Below are 17,965 nucleotides of genomic sequence, written 5' to 3'. Positions count from 1 at the left end.
AACCCGTCGAACCCGTCGGACTCAGCCGACGACCTCGTCGACGAAGCACCACCGCCACGACTCGCCCGGCTCGATCGAGCGCATGACCGGGTGCTGCGACTCGTGGAAGTGAGCGGTCGCGTGCTTCCACTCGGAGGAGTCGCAGCAGCCGACGTGCCCGCACTGGAGGCAGAGGCGCAGGTGCACCCAGGTCGTGCCGTCGCGCAGGCACTCCTCGCAGCCCTCCGGGGTGCGTGCGGGAAGGCAGGCCTCGGTGTGCTGCAGGTGCTCGCAGGGAGCCTCGATCGTGTCCACGGGCAACATCTCACTCTCTGCCAGGCGGCTCTCCTGGTCGTCGTAGCGGTCGAGCATGGTCTCCTCGAGGTCGAGCGCGCTGAGCACGACCCGGAGCACCGCGTGGTCGGCGCGCCCCTCGTCGCGCAGGCGCAGCACCTCGGCGCGCTCGGCCTGCAGCATCTGCATGCGGGCCCGTCGGTAGCGTGCGCTCGGGGTGTCGTCCGCGTCGCCGCTCTGCGGACCGAGCCGCTCCCACATGTGGTTGAGGCGGTCCTCCGACCGCGACCGCAGCATCTCGCGCGTGCCGTCGTCGACGTCGGCCGTCTCGAGCACGTCGAGGCCGGCCCGCGTCGCCGCCTGCAGCACCGTCGCGGCCTGCAGGGCGTCCTCGCGCGGGTCGGGCCCGCGCACCCCGAGCCGGCGCGCGAGACCGGGCAGCGTCGTGCCCTGGATGAGCAGGGTGCCCACGACGACGACGACGGCGATGAGCACGAGCACGTCGCGGTGCGGGTTCTGCGGACTCGTGGGCGGCAGCAGCAGGGCGGCCGCGAGGGTCACCACGCCGCGCATGCCGGCCCAGGAGAGCACGACGGTGTGGGTCCACGGCGCCTGCGCCTCGTTGCGCAGCACGTGCGTGCTGACCCAGCGGAACGGCACGACCCAGAGGGGGCGGAGCACGAGCACGGCGACGAGGGTGCCGACGGCCGCGAGCGCGATCTGCCCGGCGGAGAGGGTCGAGGCGCGCGCGCTGTCGACGACGTAGAAGACCTGCAGGCCGATGAGGAGGAAGACCGCGTTCTCGAGGAGGAACTGGATGGAGGTCCAGTTGATCCGCTCGCTGAGGCGGGAGGCCCCCGACTGCGTGCGTGGCGACTTGTGACCGAGGACGAGGCCCGCCGTCACGACCGCGATGACGCCCGAGGCGTGCAGCTCCTCGGCCGGCACGTAGGCCGCGAACGGAACCATGAACGAGAGCACCGTGTCGAAGGCGGGCTCGGTCGAGAAGTGCCGGCGCAGGACGGTCACGAGCAGCGCGACGACGACGCCGATCGCCGCGCCGCCCACGGACGCCCACGCGAAGTCGAGCACGACGCCGCCGAAGCTGACGCCGCCGGCGGCGACCCCGGAGGCCAGTCCCGCCGCGGCGAGCGCCGTGCGCAGGGAGACGAGGGCGGTCGCGTCGTTGACGAGCGACTCCCCCTCGAGGATCGTGACGAGCCTGCGGGGCAAGCCGATCCGTCGGCCGACCGCGGTCGCGGCGACCGCGTCCGGTGGCGCGACGACGGCGCCGATGGCGAAGGCGAGGGCGAAGTCGATCCCGAGCACCCACCGGAGGAAGAGCGCGACCCCGAGCGCCGTGAAGAGCACGAGCCCGACCGACAGCCCGAGGATGACGCCCCGGTTGTTGCGGAAGTCGACGAGCGAGGTCTGGATCGCGGCGGCATACAGGAGCGGGGGCAGGATGCCGAGCAGCACGACGTCGGGGCTGAGGGCCACCTCCGGCACGAACGGCAGGTACGACCCGAGGATGCCGACGACGATGAGCACGAGCGGGGGCGGCAGGTCGAAGCGGTCGGCGAGCCACGACCCACCGAGGACGGTGGCCGCGATCGCGAGCAGCCCGATGGCGATCTCCACGACGCCATCCTGCCCTACCGGCTCAGCCGAAGAACCCCCGCACCGCGTCGACGACGCGCTGCTGGTCCGCCTCGGTGAGGTCGGTCGCGCACGGGAGCGAGACGCCGCGCGCGAAGAGCCCGTCACCGACCGCCCCGCCGAGCACCGGCGCGGTGAGGAAGGGCGGCTGCGCGTGGAGCGGGCGCCACAGCGCGCGAGCCCCCACGCCGAGGTCGCCGACGTGCGCGAGCAGCTCGTCGCGGCCCCGGCCGTCCGTCTCCGGCACGAGCACCGAGTAGAGCCAGTACGTCGCGTCGAGCCCCTCGACGCGCGGCGGGCGCACGAGGGGCAGGTCGGCGAACGCCTCGTCGTAGCGGGCGGCGATGCGGTGCTTGGCTGCGACGAACTCGTCGAGCCGCTCGAGCTGGGCGAGGCCCAGGCCGGCGGCGAGGTTCGTCAGGCGGTAGTTGTAGCCGACCTCGTCGTGCAGGTAGCCGACGTCGGGCACCTTGGCCTGCGTCGTCAGGTGGCGGGCACGGGCAGCGAGGTCGTCGTCGTCGGTGACGATCATGCCGCCACCGCCGGTGGTCGCGATCTTGTTGCCGTTGAAGGAGAAGCAGCCGATGCGGCCGACGGTGCCGGTGTGCCGGCCAGCGTAGCGACCGCCGGTCCACGACGCGCCCAGCGACTCGGCGGCGTCCTCGAGCACGGGTATGCCGTACCGGTCGCAGGCGTCCACGATCGGTTCCAGGTCGGCGGGCTGCCCCAGCACGTGGACGACCTCGACGGCCTTCGGCTGGGCCTCCCCCGCCGCCGCGCGCCGGTCGAGCTCGGCCGCGAGCAGCGCCGGGTCGAGGTTCCAGGTCGTCGTCTCGGCGTCGACGAGCACGGGCCGGGCGCCGCAGTAGGCGATCGGGTTGACCGAGCCGACGAAAGTGAAGTCGGAGCAGAAGACGTCGTCGTCGCGTCCCACCCCGAGCAGCACCAGCCCGACGTGGATGGCCGCGGTGCCGGTCGAGCAGGCGATCGCGTGCTTCGAGCCCACCCGCTCGGCGAAGCGCTGCTCGAACTCCGAGACGAAGGGTCCGACCGACGAGACGAAGCCGGACTCGACGGCCTCGAGCACGTAGCGCCGCTCCAGCTCCCCGATGTTGGGCACCGCGAGCGGGATCGTGCCCTCCGGCCCGCGAGCGCCCGGCGCGTGCGCCTCCCCGGCCGCGGTCACCGGTGGTACCGCCCGGCGGTCTCGGGGTCGACGCGCGGTCGGAGCCACTCGGCTGTGGCCGCGAGGCCGTCCTCGAGCGACACCGTCGGCGCCCAGCCGAGCACCTCGTTGGCGCGGGACGGGTCGGAGAGCAGAATCTGCACCTCGGAGCCCTCCGGCCGGATGCGGTCGCTCTCGGTGACGATCTCGGCGTCGCTGCCGGTGACCTTGCGGCACAGCTCGACGACGTCGCCGACCGAGACCGTGCGTCCGGTGCCGAGCTGGATCGTCGTGCCCGGGGCGACGTCGGCGAGCGCCGCGCGGACGAACCCGTCGGCCGTGTCGGCGACGAACGTGAAGTCGCGCTTCGGCGAGAGGTCGCCGAGCCTCAGCTGGCTCGCCCCGGCGAGCAGCTGCGAGAGCACCGTCGGGATCACCGCGCGGGTCGACTGACGGGGCCCGAAGGTGTTGAAGGGCCGCAGGGTCGTCACGGGCGTCTCGAAGGAGAGCGCGTACGACTCGCACATCTTGTCGGCCGAGATCTTCGTCGCGGAGTAGGGCGACTGGCCGCGGAGCGGGTGCGCCTCGGTGATGGGCACCTCCTCCGGCGTGCCGTAGACCTCCGACGTCGACGTGTTGACCATCCGCGGCGTGCCGTGGCGGCGCACGGCCTCGAGCACGTTGAGGGTGCCGATGACGTTGGTCTCGACGTAGGAGCGGGGAGCCACGTAGGAGAAGGGGATCGCGATGAGCGCGGCGAGGTGGAGCACGACGTCGACGCCCTCGGTCGAGGCCATGACGTGCTCCGGGTCGCGGATGTCGCCGAGCACCACCTCGGCCTGACCGTCCCGCACGGCCGCGCGGAACGCGTCGGACTCGTCGAGCCACCCCGTCGAGCCGTTCGAGTTGTAGAGGCAGAAGGCCTTGACCCGTGCGCCGTCGGCGAGCAGCCGCTCCACGACGTGCGAGCCGATGAAGCCGTCGGAGCCGGTGACGAGCACGGTCTGCCCGGCGACCGAGCCCTCGACCGGACGTGCGGTCATCTCGACCGACCGGGTGTCGTCGCTGCTGGCGGGAAGTGTTGTCACAGTTGCCTTTTCGTCGTGGAGGTTCGCTCGTATGCCGTCGACCACGCTGGGTGGTCGGGCGTCGTCCCGCTCGTCGCTCATGCCTCTCCCTTCGCCCGGGCGAGGTCCTTCGGGGTACCGACGTCGATCCAGTCGCTCTGGATGGGCCAGGCGGTCACGGGCTCGTCGCGCTCGAGGCAGGTCTCGACGAGACCGGGCATCGTGCTCGCCCGACCAGAGGGCAACCAGGCGAGCGCGCGGGGCTCGACGGCATACACGGCCGCGTTGATGTCGAAGCTCAGCGTCGGCTTCTCCGAGACCCCGGTGACCCGGCCGCCGTCGCTCTCGACGACGCCGAAGGGCACCTCGTGCTGGTAGGTGCGCGTGGCGACCGTGACGGCGGCGCCCGACCGGCGGTGGGCCTCGAGCAGGTCGCTCGCGTCGAACTCGACCATGAGGTCGCCGTTCATGACGAGCACCGGGTCGGTGAGGTCGGGTCGCTCGTCGCGCAGCAGCGTCAGCGAGCCGGCGGTGCCGAGCGGGCGGTCCGGGTCCTCCCGGAGGTAGCGCACGCGGCAGCCCAGGCGCGAGCCGTCGCCGAGGTGCTCCTCGATCTGCTCGGCGAGGTAGTTGACGCTGACGTAGATCTCGCGGATGCCGTCACCGACGAGGCCGAGCACGATCCACTCGAGGATCGAGCGGCCGGCCACGGTCATGAGCGGCTTCGGGGTGTCCTTCGTCAGCTCGCCGAGGCGGGTGCCGCGGCCGCCGGCCATGACGACGGCGACGTTGGGCAGCGGCGCGGCGCCCACGACGTCCGAGAGCGTGTGCAGCCCGACGAGCGTGCGGTCGTCGGCGAGCTCGGGCACGGCCGAGATGCGCAGCGCCTGCATGAGGTCGAGCACGAGCGCCCGCGGCGAGCCGGCGGCGACGAAGTGGGGCGAGCGCGTCGCGTGGTCGAGGGCGAGGTCGTCGAGGCTCGTGCCCTTGAGGAAGGCCCGGCGCAGGTCGCCGTCGGTGAGCAGGCCGGCCAGACGGTCGTCGTCGTCGACGAGGAGGCAGACGAGGTTGCCGCTGCGGTCGACGACCTCCAGGGCGTCGCGGATCGTCGCGGTCGTCGGCGCGCACGCCGCGCGCAGGTCTCGCGCCGTCACCGCTCCTCCTCGCTCGTCAGGTCGACGAAGTGCTTCGCCCGCGGGGCCGACCCCGCCTCCCGAACGATATCGAGGATGCGGCTGCTCGCCTCACCGGCGCCGTAGGGGTTGGCCGCGCCCGCGGACCGCTCCACCCACTGCGGGCTGACGGCGCGCCGGACGGCGGCCTCCACCGCGAACCTCCCCTCGTCCGCGTGCAGCACGTTGGCGCCGCGGAGCCGCCCGCGCTGGCGCTCGCCGACGTCCACGGCCGGCACGTGCAGGGTCGCGGCCTCGATGACGCCCGAGCTGGAGTTGCCGACGACGACGTCGGAGGCCGCGAGCACGCGGGGGTAGTGACGGCCGAGCGCGGCGACGAGGCAGAGCCGCGGCTCGTCGGCGGCGAGCCCGGCGAGCGCCACGAGGATCTCCTCGCGCCCCTCGTCCATGCCCGGGTGGGTGGCGATCACGGTGCCGCACACCGCGAGGGCGGCCTCCGCCGCCTCCCGGGCCCACCGGCCGACGGGGGCCCCGGGCTGGGCCGTGGGCGGGTGGTACGTGAAGAGCGCGAGCGGGTGCTCGACCCGGTCGACGCCGAGCAGCTCGGCGAGGTCGGCGTCGTCGAGCGCGGTGGCGGTCGCCAGCCGGTCGAGGCCGGGGGCGCCGGTGACGTGGATGCGCTCGGCGGGCTCCCCGAGCTGGCGCAGCCGGGCCGCGGCGTCCGGGGACGCCACGCAGTGCTGGTCGGCGAGCTTCGTCACGGCGTGGCGCACGCGCTCGTCGAGGGCGCCCTCGGTGACCTCGCCGCCGTGCAGGTGCACGACGGGCACGCCGAGCAGCACGGCCGGCGGCACGACGTAGAGCAGCTCCCACCGGTCCCCCAGCACGAGGAGCACGTCGACGTCGTCGCGCAGCGCCGTCCCGGCCGCCCGGGCGAGACGGGCGCCCTGCTCGAGCTGGGCGTCGACCGTGACCTCGGCCATCGGCTCGGCGAGCGGCACGACCGCCGCCCGCCACCGCTGCGGCGACACGTGGGCCGGCAGGGCCGCGACGAGGTCGTCGACGGCATACATGACCCCCGTCAGCACGCGGAGGCGCACGTCGGGCGCCTCCTCGAGCGCCTCGAGCACCGGGGTGAGCGGCCCGAGGTCGGCCCGGGTGCCGACGAAGACGGCGACGGTGAAGCGGTCGCTCACGAGCCGCGCCTCAGCCCGCGAGGTCGGCGTCGGTGACGGGGGCACCCGCCGGCACGTCGCGGGCCAGCGTGCGTCCGCGGATGTCGACGGCCGGGCTGATGCCACCCTCGGGGCGCAGCAGCGAGAGGTCGCCGCCCTCCAGCACCGTCCCGGCGCCGAGCGCGCGGGCCGCGTGCCACGAGCGGCGCACGAGTACGGCGTTCTCCTCCTCCGAGGGCATGCGGACCTTGACGCCGTCGCCGAGGGCGACCGCCAGCTGCTTCGTCGCGGACACGTAGTCGGTCAGCGCGCCGGGCTCGAGGCTCGCCAGGTGGTCGGGACCGGGCAGCGTGCGGTCGCTCGTGAAGTGCTTCTCGAGGATCGGCGCCCCGAGCGCGACCGCGCCGAGCGCCGTCGTCAGCCCGGGCGTGTGGTCCGACCAGCCGACCGGGATGCCGTGCAGCTCGGTGAGGCGCGGGATGACGCGCAGGTTGCACTCCTCGACGGGCGCCGGGTAGGCCGACACGCAGTGGAAGAGCACGAGTCCGGGGGCGTCGGCGCAGGCCTCGACCGCGGCCTCGACCTCGTCCTCGGTGCCCATCCCCGTCGAGACGAGCAGCACGACGCCGAGGTGCGACATCTCGCGCAGGTAGGGCAGGTTCGTCAGCTCCCCCGAGCTCACCTTGAGGGCGGGCAGGCCGAGGCCGACGAGCATCTCGGCGCTGTCGAGGTCGAAGGGCGTCGAGAGGAACGTCGTGCCCGCCTCGGTGGCGTGGTCGCGCAGCTCGACCCAGGCCTCCTGCGGCAGCGTCAGCGCCTCGAGCAGGCTGCGCTGGTCGGTCGACCCCCCGCGGTCGCGCTGGTAGGGCGTCGTCGCGGCCGCCGACGAGACCAGCTTCTCGGGCGAGAACGTCTGGAACTTCACGGCATCCGCGCCTGAGGCAGCGGCGATGTCGACGAGCCGGTGGGCGAGGTCGACGTCGCCGTTGTGGTTCACCCCGGCCTCGGCGATGACGAAGACGTCGCCGGGCGACGGGACGAGGGCGTCACCGATCGCGACGGGCGTGACGGCGTTGAGCGGGTCGATCACAGGGGGCCTCCGGCTCCACGGGTGACGGCGGGGACGCCGACGACGGTACGGCCCTCGGGCACGTGGCCGGTGACGACGGCGCCGGCACCGATCGTCGCGCCGGCGCCGACGCCGACGAGCGGCAGGATGCGGGCGCCGCTGCCGACGAGCGTGCCGGACCCGACGGACGCCCCTCCGAGGAGCGTGGCCCCCGGTGCGACGTGGGCCCCGGCGCCGACGCGGCAGTCGTGCTCGACGACGGCGGCGGTGTTGACGACGACGGCGTCGCCGAGGCGACTCGCCGGCCCGACGTGCGCGTGCTCGAGCACGACGGTGCCGGCACCGAGCACGGCCCGCGGCGACACCGTCGCGGTCGCGGCGACGACGGGCGGCACGGAGAGGCCGGCGGTGAGCAGGTCGTGCACGAGCCCCGACCGTGCGGCGTTCGCGCCGATGGCGACGACGGCGTGCAGGCCACGCGCGCGGACGAGCTCGAAGGCCTCCCGGTCGTCGGCGAGCACCTCGACGTGCCAAGGGGTCTCGCCCTCGGCGACGGCGCCGGTGACGGCCACGACCTCACGCCCGAGACGCTCGAGCACGTCGACGACGGAGCGCGCGTGACCGCCGGCGCCGAGGACCACCCACCCCGCGCCGTCGGCCACGTCGGCCACGTCGGCCACGTCGGCCCGGCCGTCAGCCACGTCCGGCCGTCCCGAGCGACGCGGCGGCCTCGGCGAAGGCGCCACCGACCTTGCGGATGTTGTCCGGCTCGAGCACGGCGGGCACGCGGGGCGGGTCGAGCACGAGCCCCTCCCACGAGTTGCGCACGTAGTCGTTGACGAACCAGGCGTCGATGGCCTCCCGGTCGGCGCGCAGCGACTCCCAGCGGCGCTCGGCGACGAACGCGGTGAGGTCGTCGGGGCTGCCGAGGCGGGCCACGTTGCCGAGCGCGCTCCACGGCATCTCGGCCCCGGTGACGACGGGCAGCCCGAGCAGGCCGGCCTCGAGCCCGACGGTGCCGGTGGCCGTGACCGTGAAGACGGCGTCGCGCATGAGCTCGCGCGAGTCGGCGAAGGGGTCGATCGTCGCGATGTTCGGGTGCACGTCGAACTGCGGCCAGTAGTCGGGGTCGCGCCGCCACATGAAGTGCGCGTGCTCCTTGACCGCGACGCCGATGTCGAGCGGTGCGAGGGCCTCGGCGAGCACGCGGGCCGTGTAGGCCTGGTCGCGCCACTCCTGCCCCATGACGTCGACGCTCGACTCGGGCTGCACCTGGAGCGGCAGGAAGACGAACTTCTCGGGCACCGGGTCCCAGCGGCGGTCGCGGTACTCCCGGAGGTTGAGCCGGGCCTTGACGGGGTTGAGCCACGGCAGGCGCGCGTAGTCCGACGGCCGGGGCAGCTGCAGGTTCGCGCCGCGGTCGACGGCGAACTCCTTGACCCGGTCGCTCGCGAGGCGCCAGATCTCCTGGCCCGACTCGACCTGCAGGTTGCGCGCGAAGCCCATCGGGCGGCCCTGCTCGGCCCGCCACGTGTCGACGAACGCCTGGCCCGCCGCCAGCGCCGACGCGTCCTCGACCTCCCGCTCCCACAAGGTGATCCCCTTGGGCGCCCCGATGAGGCCGAAGCGGTCGGAGGGCAGCCGGATGCCGCGCGGCCACGTCGCCAGCCCGCCGTGGTGGGTGACGAGCCCGGCGGTCAGCAGCTCGGACGTCACGGTGAACTCGACGAGCGCGAGCACGGGCCCGCGGCCCTCGATGGCCGACTCGAGCTCCTCGGCCGCGAGGTTGAGGAAGTTCATCGCGGTGTCGACGCGGTTGCGGCGCAGGGCACGCTCCGACACGAGCAGGTCGAGCGGGTCGAGCCCGACCCCGGCGCAGGCCCGCTTGAGGGCGGCGTGCGGCGCGAGACCGCTGACGACGTTGGCCTTGCGGGCGGCGGCGTACGGCAGCCGGACGACGGTGGCGCGCGGCGCGTGGCGGCGGGCCCACGCGAGGTTGGCGTCGGTGCGCACGACGAGGACGAGGTCCTTCGTGTCGAACCCGGCGTGCACGAGGGCCGGCACCAGGAGGTCGTCGTAGCCCAACCCCATGTGGACGAGCGGTGTCACCACGAAAGCGTGTCTCCTGCGTGTCGGTGCGTGCCGGCACGAGGCGGGCCGGGCGAGCGCCCCATCCTATCGGCGCAGCGCACGCAGGACCCGGGGCGCCGCGACCAGCGCGACCGCCGCGACGAGGACGGCGAGCACGAGCCGCGCCCAGACGAGCGGACCCTCGACGGGCAGGGCCGCCCCGGCCAGCGCGAGCGCCACGCCCCCGAGCGCGACGACGACGGCGGGGCGCGGCCAGTGCAGCGGTCCGTCGGTGCGGGCGTACCACGTCGTCACGCCCATGAGCACGACGTAGGCGACGGCCTTGGCCGCGGCAACGCCCGCGATGCCGGCGTCGAGGTTCGTGAGGGCGACCGAGACCGACAGCAGGAACGAGAGGCCGAAGAAGGCCGCCGAGGCGAGGCGCCCGGTGCGCTCGGCGTCGAGCACCGCGAGCGACGACCCCTGGTAGAGCATGTAGGAGACCGACACCGTGCAGACGAGGCCGAGGGCGCGCACCATCGCGGGGTGGTCGAAGCCGGGGTCGGCCATGACCGCCACGAGCCACGGACCGAGCAGGGCGACGCCCGCGGCGCCTGCCGCGACGACCCCGACGAGCGCCGTGCCGGTGCGGGCCGTCCACGCCCAGCGCTCGCCGAGCGGGTGGGAGAGCACGAGCGGGCCCCACGCGTTGAAGAGCGCGACGGCGAGCACGAACGGCATGTTCCCGAGCTGGAGCGCCACCTGGTAGCTGCCGGCACCCGACTCGCCGACGAGCACCCGCGCGAGCAGCACGTCGCCCGAGAGCAGCCCGAGCATCGCCACGGCCTGGGGCAGCAGGGGCGCTGCGAGGCGGATCCCCGCGCGCACCCGCTCGCGCTCGGCCGTGGGCGGCAGCGGTCGCCCCAGCACCACCGCGAGGGCGGCCGCGACGACGACGACGAGGGCGTATGCCGTGAGGTACCTCCCCGAGGTCGCCTCCCCGCGCGCCGCGAGCAGACCCGCCAGCTGCGCGCCGACGGTCGCGAGCACGGCGAGGGCGAGGAACCCCCACGGCTGCAGGCGGGCCCGCATCAGCGTCTGCCCGGCGACGACCGTCGTCAGCGCGACGGCGGCGACGACGAGGGGCAGCCACTGGCCGAGGTCGGCGTGCCCGGTCGCCGACAGCACGAGGGCGAGGGCCACGCCGACGACGCCGAGGGCGAGCGCGAGCAGCATCATCGTGCCGGCCAGGGCCCGCGCCACGCGCGGGCCCTCGGCGCCGCGGTGGTGCTCGCGCAGGAGCACCTGAGGAAGGCCGGCGGCCGCGACCGTGCCGACCATCTGGACGACGACGAGGCCGGTGGCCACCCGGCCGAACTCGACGGCGCCGAGCACGCGGGTCGCGAAGGGCAGCACGAGCAGCACCCCGAGGCCCTGCAGCGCCGTGCCGACGAGGTAGACGACGGCGTGCCCGCCGAGCGAGGCTCCCGGGCGGCCGGCGGGGGCGGCGGGGCTACCGGCTGGGCTCGTCACAGACCCGAAGGTACCGGTGCCCGGCCGCGACCCCCGTCCTCTAGCCTGCAGGGGTGTCCAGCCAGCCCTCCTCCCCGCCGCGCGTCGTCGTGCGCGGCTCCGGCTCGATCGGGCAGCGGCACGCCCGCGTCTTCCGGCAGGAGGGCGCCGACGTCTGGCTGTGGCCGGTGCGCGACCGCGACCTCACCGGCGTCGGCGGCGTCGACGAGGCCACCGGCGCCCACCTGCTCGACGACGCGAGCGGACCGGCGGCCCTGCGCGACGCCTTCGTCGTCGTGGCCACCGACACGTCCCGGCACGTGGCCGACGCCCTCGAGGCGCTCGACGCCGGCGCCGAGAAGGTGCTCGTCGAGAAGCCCGTGGCCCCGAGCGCCGACGCCGTCGCCGCGCTCGACGCCCACCCCCGCCGCTCCGCGGTCTGGGTGGCCGCGCCGCTGCGCGCCCACGAGGGGTTCCGCCACCTACGCCGCCTCGTCGGACGCCTCCACCGGGGCGGCTCGGCGCACGTGTGGTGCCAGTCGTGGCTGCCCGACTGGCGCCCCGAGCGTGACTACCGCGAGTCCTACTCGGCCCGCGCCGACGAGGGCGGGGTGCTGCGCGACCTCGTCCACGAGATCGACCACGCCACCGTGCTCTTCGGGCGCCCGCTGCTGCTCGGGGCCGTCGTCGACAGCGACGGACCGCTCGACGTCGAGTCGGACCAGGCTGCCACCCTGCTGTGGCGCACCCCCGGCGACTTCGCCGTGACGGTGCGCCTCGACTACACGAGTCGTCCCGCGTCCCGCGGCGTCGTCGTGCGGTCGCCCGACGGCACCCTCGAGTGGGACGTCACGCGGGCGACGGTGCGCCACACGTCGGCCGACGGAGAGGTGACGGAGCAGGTCTTCGACCACGACCTCGACCGCGACCTCGTCATGGGAGCCCAGGCCCGGGCCGCGATGAACCTGCGGCCGTCCACCTCGGTCGACGAACGGGTGGCCCGCGGGGCGCCGGCCACGCTGACCGAGGGCATCGACGCCGTCCGCCTGTGCGACGAGGCCCGGGCCGCCGGCGCGCACGTCATCGCCGACCTCGCACACCGGGAGGGCGGGTCATGACCCGTCCGACCGGCCCCACCACCCCACGAGTGCTCGCCGTCATCCCGGCGCGCGGCGGCTCGAAAGGCCTGCCCGGCAAGAACATCCGCCCGCTGCGGGGTCTCCCCCTCATCGCCCACAGCCTGCGCGCGGCGGCCCTGACGCCCGAGGTGACGCGCTGCGTCGTGACGACCGACTCGGCCGAGATCGCCGACGTCGTGCGCGCGCACGGTGGCGACGCACCCTTCCTGCGACCCGCCGACCTCGCGGCCGACGACACCCCGATGGCGCCGGTCGTGCGCCACGCGCTCGCGTGGGTCGAGGCCGAGGAGGGCGAGGCCTACGACGCCGTGCTCCTGCTCGACCCGACGAGCCCGGCGCGCGTTCCGGCCCAGCTCGCCGAGGCCGTGCGGCGGCTCGCGGCCGACGACCGCCTCGACGGCGTCATCAGCGTCTCGGAGCCGACCTTCAACCCGGTCTGGGTGGGCGTGCGCCCCGATCCGGAGGCCGGCGCCCTCGCGCGCTACTTCACCTCCGGCACCGGGGTCACCCGGCGCCAGGACGTCGAGCGCTTCCTGCGGATCAACGGCAACTTCTACCTCTGGCGCGCCGACCTCGTGCGGCGCCTCGAGTCGTCGTGGTTCGACGAGGGCACGCACGCCGGCCTCGAGATCCCCGAGGCGCAGGCCTTCTCCATCGACGACGACTACGAGTTCCGTCTCATCGACGCCCTCGTCGGCGCCGGCCTGCTCACCCTGCCCTGGCTCGACGCCCGGCCCGACCCCGAGGAGACCCCGTGACGAGCAGCCCTGCCGGTCCTCCCGGGCCCACCCACCCCTCCGGGCTCGCCGGCCGCACCGCCGTCGTCACCGGCGGCGCCGGTCCGCTCGGTCGGGTGCTCGCCGACGCGCTCGCCACCGCCGGCGCGCGCGTCGTCGTCGTCGACCTCGACGAGGGCGCGTGCGCCGCGGCGGCCGACGGCCTGCCCGGGGCCGGCCACGTCGCCCTGGGCGCGAACCTCTTCGAACCGCAAGGACTCTCGGACGTCGTCGAGGCGGTCACCGGGCTCGGCGCATGCGACGTGCTCGTCAACAACGCGGCCTTCACCGGAACCTCCGGGGTGCCGGGGTATGCCGTCCCGTTCGACGAGCAGACCGACGAGGCGTTCACGATGGCGCTGGCCCTCAACCTCACGGCGCCGTTCTCGCTGACGCGCCGCCTCGCGCCGCTGCTGCGGGCCGGTGGCCACGGCAGCGTCGTCAACGTGTCGAGCATCTACGGCCTCGTCGGGCCCAACATGGGCCTCTACGCCGGCACCCGCATGGGCAACCCCGCGGCCTACGCGGCGAGCAAGGGCGGGCTCGCCCAGCTGACGCGCTACCTCTCGACGGTCCTCGCGCCCGAGGTCCGGGTCAACGCCTTCGCGCCGGGCGGCATCGCGCGCGGCCAGGACGACGCGTTCGTCGAGCGCTACGAGGCCCTGACCCCGCTGCGCCGGATGGGCACCGAGGACGACTTCCGCGGCGTGGTCACGTGGCTCGCCTCGGACGCCTCGGCCTACGTCACCGGCCAGGTCGTCGCCGTCGACGGGGGCTGGACGGCCTGGTGACCGTCTCTCCCGGTCCGCATCGATGTGTTCCACGGTCAGGGGTGACCGTGAAACACATCGAACCGCGGGTGGGTCGGTGGCCCGTCAGTTCTTGAGCTCGGGCGCGACCGTCTGCTCGAAGAGCTCGATGCCGGAGCGGTCGTAGGCGGCCTCGGCGAAGTACGTGATGGCATACGCCATGCCGCGAGCCTCCATGTCCTTGAACATCGAGACGATCTTGTCGGGCGTGCCGACCGCGGGCTGCTTGCGCAGGTCCTCGACGGCCCCGGCGGCCTTGTCGTCGGCGACGCCGCCCTTGCGCAGGAGCTCGCCGTAGAACTGGAGGCGGTCCTCGACGTCGGCGTCGGTCTCGCCGATGACGACGTTGTAGTTGGCCGAGCGGACGATCTCGCCGAAGTCGCGCCCGAGGGCCTCGCAGTGGCCCTTGAGGATCTCGCTCTTGTGGTCGAAGCCCTCGGCGCTGCCGTCGAAGTTCGTGTAGTCGGCGTACTGCGCCGCGATCTTCAGCGTCACCTTCTCGCCGCCGCCGGCGATCCACATCGGGATGCCGTTGAGGGCGCTGCCCGGGTGGCTCGTGCCCTGGAGCGGGCGCGGGGCGCAGATGGCGCCGTCGACCTGGTAGTACGTCCCGTCGAGGGTGGCCTCGCCCTTCGTCCACATGTCGCGGAAGACCTGCACGCCCTCGCGGAGCGCGCCGAGGCGGTCACCGGCCTTGGGGAAGCCGTAGCCGTAGGCCCGCCACTCGTGCTCGTACCAGCCCGCGCCGATGCCCATCTCGGTGCGGCCGCCGGAGATGACGTCGACGGTCGCGGCCACCTTGGCCAGGTAGGCAGGGTTGCGGTAGGCCATGCACGTGCACATCTGGCCGAGCCGCACGCGGCTCGTGGCGGCGCCGAAGCCGGCCATCAGCGACCACGCCTCGTGGGTCGCCTCGCCCGAGGGCTGCGGCACCGTGTGGAAGTGGTCGTAGACCCAGATCGACTCGAAGACGTCTCCGTCGTCGGCGTGCCGGGCGAGGTTGACCATGGACTCCCACTGCTGGGCGGGCTCGATGCCGACGAGATCCATCCGCCAGCCCTGGGGAACGAACATTCCGAATCGCATCCCGCCATCCAACCACGGCCACCTGCACGTCGGCAGTGCCCGGAGCGGTCGTGTGAGGATGGGCGGCATGACCCCGCACCAGAACAGCCCCGACGTCGTCCGGGACCTGCTCCACACCCCGGCCACGTGGGCCGTCGTCGGCCTCGGCGACAACCCCGACCGCACGGCGTACTCCGTCTCGTCGTGGCTGCACCACGAGCTCGGCATGAAGCTCGTGCCCGTGCACCCGAGCGGCGCGACGGTGCACGGCGCCCAGGGCTACCCGAGCCTCGCCGACATCCCGGACGGCACGGTCGTGCAGGTCGTCGACTGCTTCGTCAACAGCGACCGCGTGGGCGCGGTCGTCGACGAGGCGATCGCGCAGCGCGAGCGGCTCGGCATCGAGGCCCTCTGGCTCCAGCTCGGCGTCGTCGACGAGGACGCCGCCGCGCGGGCCCAGGCCGCTGGCCTGTCGGTCGTCATGGACACCTGCCCGAAGATCGAGTACCCGCGGGTGCAGCCCGGCGACGGTGCCGGGGCGGTCACGGGCTGAGTCCCGTGACCGCCGTCAGCCTGCACGCCCGGGCCTGGGGTGAGCCCGGCGCCCTGTCCCCCGTGCTGCTCGTGCACGCGACCGGCGAGACGTCGGCCGACTGGGACCGGGTCGCCACGCTGCTCGCCCGCGACCGGCTCGTCGTCGCCGTCGACCTGCGCGGTCACGGCGCGAGCCCGTGGCCGGGCAGCTATCCCCTGACCGAGCTGGCCGACGACGTCGAGGCGGTCGCGGCGGCGCTGGCCGCCCGGAACGGCCGCCCGCTCGACCTCGTCGGCCACTCGCTCGGCGGGCTCGTCGCCTGCCTGCTCGCGAGCCGGCGCCCCGACCTCGTGCGCCGCCTCGTGCTCGAGGACGTCCCGGTGCCCCACCCGCGCGAGCCGCGACCGCCCGAGCGCCCCGAGGGCGAGCTGGCCTTCGACTGGGAGGCCGTGCTGCAGGTGCGCGCGCAGGTCGACGACCCGGACCCCGGCTGGCCCGACGTCGTCGCGACCGTGCGCGCCCCGACCCTCGTCGTGTGGGGTGGCCCGAGCAGCCCGATGCCGGCCGAGCACGTCGCGGAGATGGCCGAGACGGTCGCCGACGGGCGCCTCGTGCGCATCGACGCCGGCCACCTCGTGCACGCCGGGCAGCCGGTCGCCTTCTCCGTCGCGGTGCAGGGCTTCCTCGCGTCGTCCGACTGACCCCGGCGACGCCGCGGCGGTGTGCCGAGCGCCGTGTGCCGTCAGGCGGCCGTATGCCGTCAGGCCGGGTCGGTGACGCCCCGGGCCACCTGCTCGCGCAGCGCCGCCCCCTTGGCGTGGGCCTGGTCGCGCAGGTCGGACTGGAAGGCCGCCATCCGCTCGCGCACGTCGACCGACAGCGCGTCGCCGCCGGTGCCGACGATGCGCGCCGCGAGCAGCCCGGCGTTTCGGGCGCCGCCGATCGACACGGTCGCGACCGGCACGCCGGCCGGCATCTGCACGATCGACAGGAGCGAGTCCATGCCGTCGAGGTACTTCAGGGGCACCGGCACGCCGACGACGGGCAGCGGCGTCACGGCGGCGAGCATGCCGGGCAGGTGGGCCGCGCCGCCGGCACCGGCCACGACCACCCGCAGGCCCCGCCCCGCGGCCTGCTGGCCGTAGGCGATCATCTCGTCGGGCATCCGGTGCGCCGACACGACGTCGGCCTCGTAGGGGATGCCGAACTCCTCGAGGGCGCGGGCGGCCTCACGCATGACGGGCCAGTCGCTGTCGCTGCCCATGACGATGCCGACGACGGGAGCGCCTGCGGCAGCTGACGACTCGCTCATTCGGTGATCACTCCTCGGAGGTAGTCGGCGGCGTGCCCGGCGCGCTCGCGCGCGTCGTCGAGGTCTGCGCCGCTGACGTTGACGTGCCCGATCTTGCGGCCGGGACGCACGCCCTTGCCGTAGACGTGCACCTTGGCGCCGGGGTCGCGGGCCATGATGTGCCGGTAGGCCGGGTAGAGGTGCTCGTAGTCGCCGCCGAGCACGTTCGCCATGACGGTCCACGGCGCGCGGGGGCGCGGGTCACCGAGCGGGAGGTCGAGCACGGCGCGCAGGTGCTGCTCGAACTGCCCGGTGACGGCGCCGTCCATCGACCAGTGCCCGCTGTTGTGCGGGCGCATGGCGAGCTCGTTGACCACGTACGCCGGCTCGCCCCCGCCGCCCGACGCGCGGACCTCGAAGAGCTCGACCGCGAGGACTCCCGTGACGCCGAGCTCGCCGGCGATCCGCAGCGCCGCCTCGGTGACGACCGAGGCGAGGTCGGGGTCGAGGCCCGGCGCCGGCGCGAGCACCTCGGTGCAGACGCCGTCGGTCTGGACCGTCTCGACGACGGGCCAGACGGCCGCCTGTCCGGAGGGGCTGCGCGCGAGCAGCACCGCGAGCTCGCGGACGAAGTCGACCTTCTCCTCGAGCAGCAGGCCGTGCTCGAGCGGGCCGGGCTCGCCGATGCGGCCGATCCAGTCGGAGAGCTCGTCGACCGACGACGCGACGGCGACGCCCTTGCCGTCGTAGCCGCCGCGCGGGGTCTTGGCGACGATCGGCCAGCCGACCTCGTCGCCGAAGGCCTGCACGGCCTCGGCGGTCTCGGCGCGCGTCCAGCGGGGGCAGGCCACGCCGAGGGCCGTCAGCCGCTCGCGCATGGCGAGCTTGTCCTGGGCGAAGTTCAGGGCGGCGCGGCTCGGGTGCACGGCGACCCCGTCCGCCTCGAGCGCCTCGAGCAGGTGCGGCGGCACGTGCTCGTGGTCGAACGTCACGACGTCGCAGTGCTCGGCGAAGGCCCGCAGCGCCTCGAGGTCGGTGTGCTCACCGACGGGGGCGCTCGGCACGACGAGGGCGGCGGCGGCCGTGTCGCTCTCGGCCAGGACGGAGAGCTGCACGCCGAGCTCGACGGCGGGGCCCTGCATCATCCGGGCGAGCTGGCCGCCTCCGACGACGCCGACGACGGGGAATCCTCCGGGGGCGCGCTTCGGCTTGCTCACGACGGCCAAG

17 protein-coding genes are annotated in these 17,965 nt (G+C 74.5%); 5 read left to right on the top strand and 12 right to left on the bottom strand.

Annotated features, from left to right (window positions below; genetic code table 11):
- Positions 1 to 21: 21 nt before the first annotated feature.
- The 9 genes from ABT295_RS19145 to ABT295_RS19105 form a co-directional block, all read right to left on the bottom strand.
- A complete protein-coding gene (locus tag ABT295_RS19145) occupies positions 22 to 1,914 on the bottom strand; it encodes a Na+/H+ antiporter (protein ID WP_352396005.1) in 1,893 nt (630 codons plus the stop codon).
- A 22-nt stretch (positions 1,915 to 1,936) separates the two neighbouring features.
- Positions 1,937 to 3,118: a DegT/DnrJ/EryC1/StrS family aminotransferase gene (locus ABT295_RS19140; RefSeq protein WP_352396004.1), complete on the bottom strand. Its 1,182-nt coding sequence runs from the start codon at positions 3,116 to 3,118 to the stop codon at positions 1,937 to 1,939.
- Positions 3,115 to 4,185: an SDR family NAD(P)-dependent oxidoreductase gene (locus tag ABT295_RS19135; protein WP_352396003.1), complete on the bottom strand. Its 1,071-nt coding sequence runs from the start codon at positions 4,183 to 4,185 to the stop codon at positions 3,115 to 3,117. The genes ABT295_RS19140 and ABT295_RS19135 overlap by 4 nt, the downstream gene beginning before the upstream one ends.
- Before the next feature lie 77 nt (positions 4,186 to 4,262).
- Complete coding sequence (locus ABT295_RS19130) at positions 4,263 to 5,318, bottom strand: nucleotidyltransferase family protein (RefSeq protein ID WP_352396002.1); 1,056 nt, start codon at positions 5,316 to 5,318, stop codon at positions 4,263 to 4,265.
- On the bottom strand, positions 5,315 to 6,493 hold the full coding sequence (gene neuC, locus ABT295_RS19125; protein ID WP_352396001.1) for a UDP-N-acetylglucosamine 2-epimerase: 1,179 nt from the start codon (positions 6,491 to 6,493) through the stop codon (positions 5,315 to 5,317). The genes ABT295_RS19130 and neuC overlap by 4 nt, the downstream gene beginning before the upstream one ends.
- 10 nt (positions 6,494 to 6,503) lie before the next feature.
- The gene (locus tag ABT295_RS19120; protein ID WP_352396000.1) at positions 6,504 to 7,562 is read right to left on the bottom strand and encodes an N-acetylneuraminate synthase family protein; all 1,059 of its coding nucleotides are present in this window, start codon (positions 7,560 to 7,562) and stop codon (positions 6,504 to 6,506) included.
- Entirely contained in the window at positions 7,559 to 8,242 is a 684-nt protein-coding gene (locus ABT295_RS19115; RefSeq protein WP_352395999.1) for a NeuD/PglB/VioB family sugar acetyltransferase, read from the bottom strand. Before ABT295_RS19115 ends, ABT295_RS19120 begins: the two co-directional genes overlap by 4 nt.
- Positions 8,235 to 9,650, bottom strand: a complete 1,416-nt coding sequence (locus ABT295_RS19110; protein WP_352395998.1) for a hypothetical protein — start codon at positions 9,648 to 9,650, stop codon at positions 8,235 to 8,237. Before ABT295_RS19110 ends, ABT295_RS19115 begins: the two co-directional genes overlap by 8 nt.
- 66 nt (positions 9,651 to 9,716) lie before the next feature.
- The gene (locus tag ABT295_RS19105; protein ID WP_352395997.1) at positions 9,717 to 11,144 is read right to left on the bottom strand and encodes a lipopolysaccharide biosynthesis protein; all 1,428 of its coding nucleotides are present in this window, start codon (positions 11,142 to 11,144) and stop codon (positions 9,717 to 9,719) included.
- Between the two features lie 53 nt (positions 11,145 to 11,197).
- On the opposite strand from ABT295_RS19105, the gene ABT295_RS19100 reads away from it, so the two are divergent.
- The 3 genes from ABT295_RS19100 to ABT295_RS19090 are packed head-to-tail and all read left to right on the top strand — an operon-like array spanning position 11,198 to position 13,829.
- Complete coding sequence (locus tag ABT295_RS19100; protein WP_352395996.1) at positions 11,198 to 12,241, top strand: Gfo/Idh/MocA family protein; 1,044 nt, start codon at positions 11,198 to 11,200, stop codon at positions 12,239 to 12,241.
- A complete protein-coding gene (locus ABT295_RS19095) occupies positions 12,238 to 13,020 on the top strand; it encodes an acylneuraminate cytidylyltransferase family protein (protein WP_352395995.1) in 783 nt (260 codons plus the stop codon). Before ABT295_RS19100 ends, ABT295_RS19095 begins: the two co-directional genes overlap by 4 nt.
- Complete coding sequence (locus ABT295_RS19090; protein WP_352395994.1) at positions 13,017 to 13,829, top strand: SDR family oxidoreductase; 813 nt, start codon at positions 13,017 to 13,019, stop codon at positions 13,827 to 13,829. Before ABT295_RS19095 ends, ABT295_RS19090 begins: the two co-directional genes overlap by 4 nt.
- Before the next feature lie 84 nt (positions 13,830 to 13,913).
- Here the strand turns inward: ABT295_RS19090 and ABT295_RS19085 are convergent, their stop codons facing one another.
- Positions 13,914 to 14,933 (bottom strand): LLM class F420-dependent oxidoreductase, encoded by a 1,020-nt coding sequence (locus tag ABT295_RS19085; protein ID WP_352395993.1) that lies wholly within the window; start codon positions 14,931 to 14,933, stop codon positions 13,914 to 13,916.
- 67 nt (positions 14,934 to 15,000) lie between these two features.
- Between ABT295_RS19085 and ABT295_RS19080 the strand changes: the two genes are divergently transcribed.
- Positions 15,001 to 15,465 carry a CoA-binding protein gene (locus ABT295_RS19080; protein WP_352395992.1) on the top strand — a complete coding sequence of 155 codons (465 nt, stop codon included), beginning with the start codon at positions 15,001 to 15,003 and terminating at the stop codon, positions 15,463 to 15,465.
- A 5-nt stretch (positions 15,466 to 15,470) separates the two neighbouring features.
- Positions 15,471 to 16,148 carry an alpha/beta fold hydrolase gene (locus ABT295_RS19075; RefSeq protein WP_352395991.1) on the top strand — a complete coding sequence of 226 codons (678 nt, stop codon included), beginning with the start codon at positions 15,471 to 15,473 and terminating at the stop codon, positions 16,146 to 16,148.
- A gap of 59 nt (positions 16,149 to 16,207) precedes the next feature.
- Here ABT295_RS19075 and purE read toward each other — a convergent pair whose 3' ends face one another.
- The gene (purE, locus tag ABT295_RS19070) at positions 16,208 to 16,759 is read right to left on the bottom strand and encodes a 5-(carboxyamino)imidazole ribonucleotide mutase (RefSeq protein WP_352395990.1); all 552 of its coding nucleotides are present in this window, start codon (positions 16,757 to 16,759) and stop codon (positions 16,208 to 16,210) included.
- Entirely contained in the window at positions 16,756 to 17,955 is a 1,200-nt protein-coding gene (locus ABT295_RS19065; RefSeq protein ID WP_352395989.1) for a 5-(carboxyamino)imidazole ribonucleotide synthase, read from the bottom strand. Before ABT295_RS19065 ends, purE begins: the two co-directional genes overlap by 4 nt.
- Between the last annotated feature and the right edge of the window lie 10 nt (positions 17,956 to 17,965).

This window comes from Terrabacter sp. NPDC000476 (assembly GCF_040300125.1).
GTDB lineage: Bacteria > Actinomycetota > Actinomycetes > Actinomycetales > Dermatophilaceae > Terrabacter.
This window is presented reverse-complemented; position numbering and strand designations above follow the sequence as displayed.

What these genes read in the sequence shown, in the direction of transcription:
- ABT295_RS19095 (WP_352395995.1), top strand. Translation starts at nt 12,238, where the DNA reads ATGACCCGTCCGACCGGCCCCACCACCCCACGAGTGCTCGCCGTCATC.
- ABT295_RS19085 (WP_352395993.1), bottom strand. Translation starts at nt 14,933, where the DNA reads ATGCGATTCGGAATGTTCGTTCCCCAGGGCTGGCGGATGGATCTCGTC.
- purE (WP_352395990.1), bottom strand. Translation starts at nt 16,759, where the DNA reads ATGAGCGAGTCGTCAGCTGCCGCAGGCGCTCCCGTCGTCGGCATCGTC.
- ABT295_RS19080 (WP_352395992.1), top strand. Translation starts at nt 15,001, where the DNA reads ATGACCCCGCACCAGAACAGCCCCGACGTCGTCCGGGACCTGCTCCAC.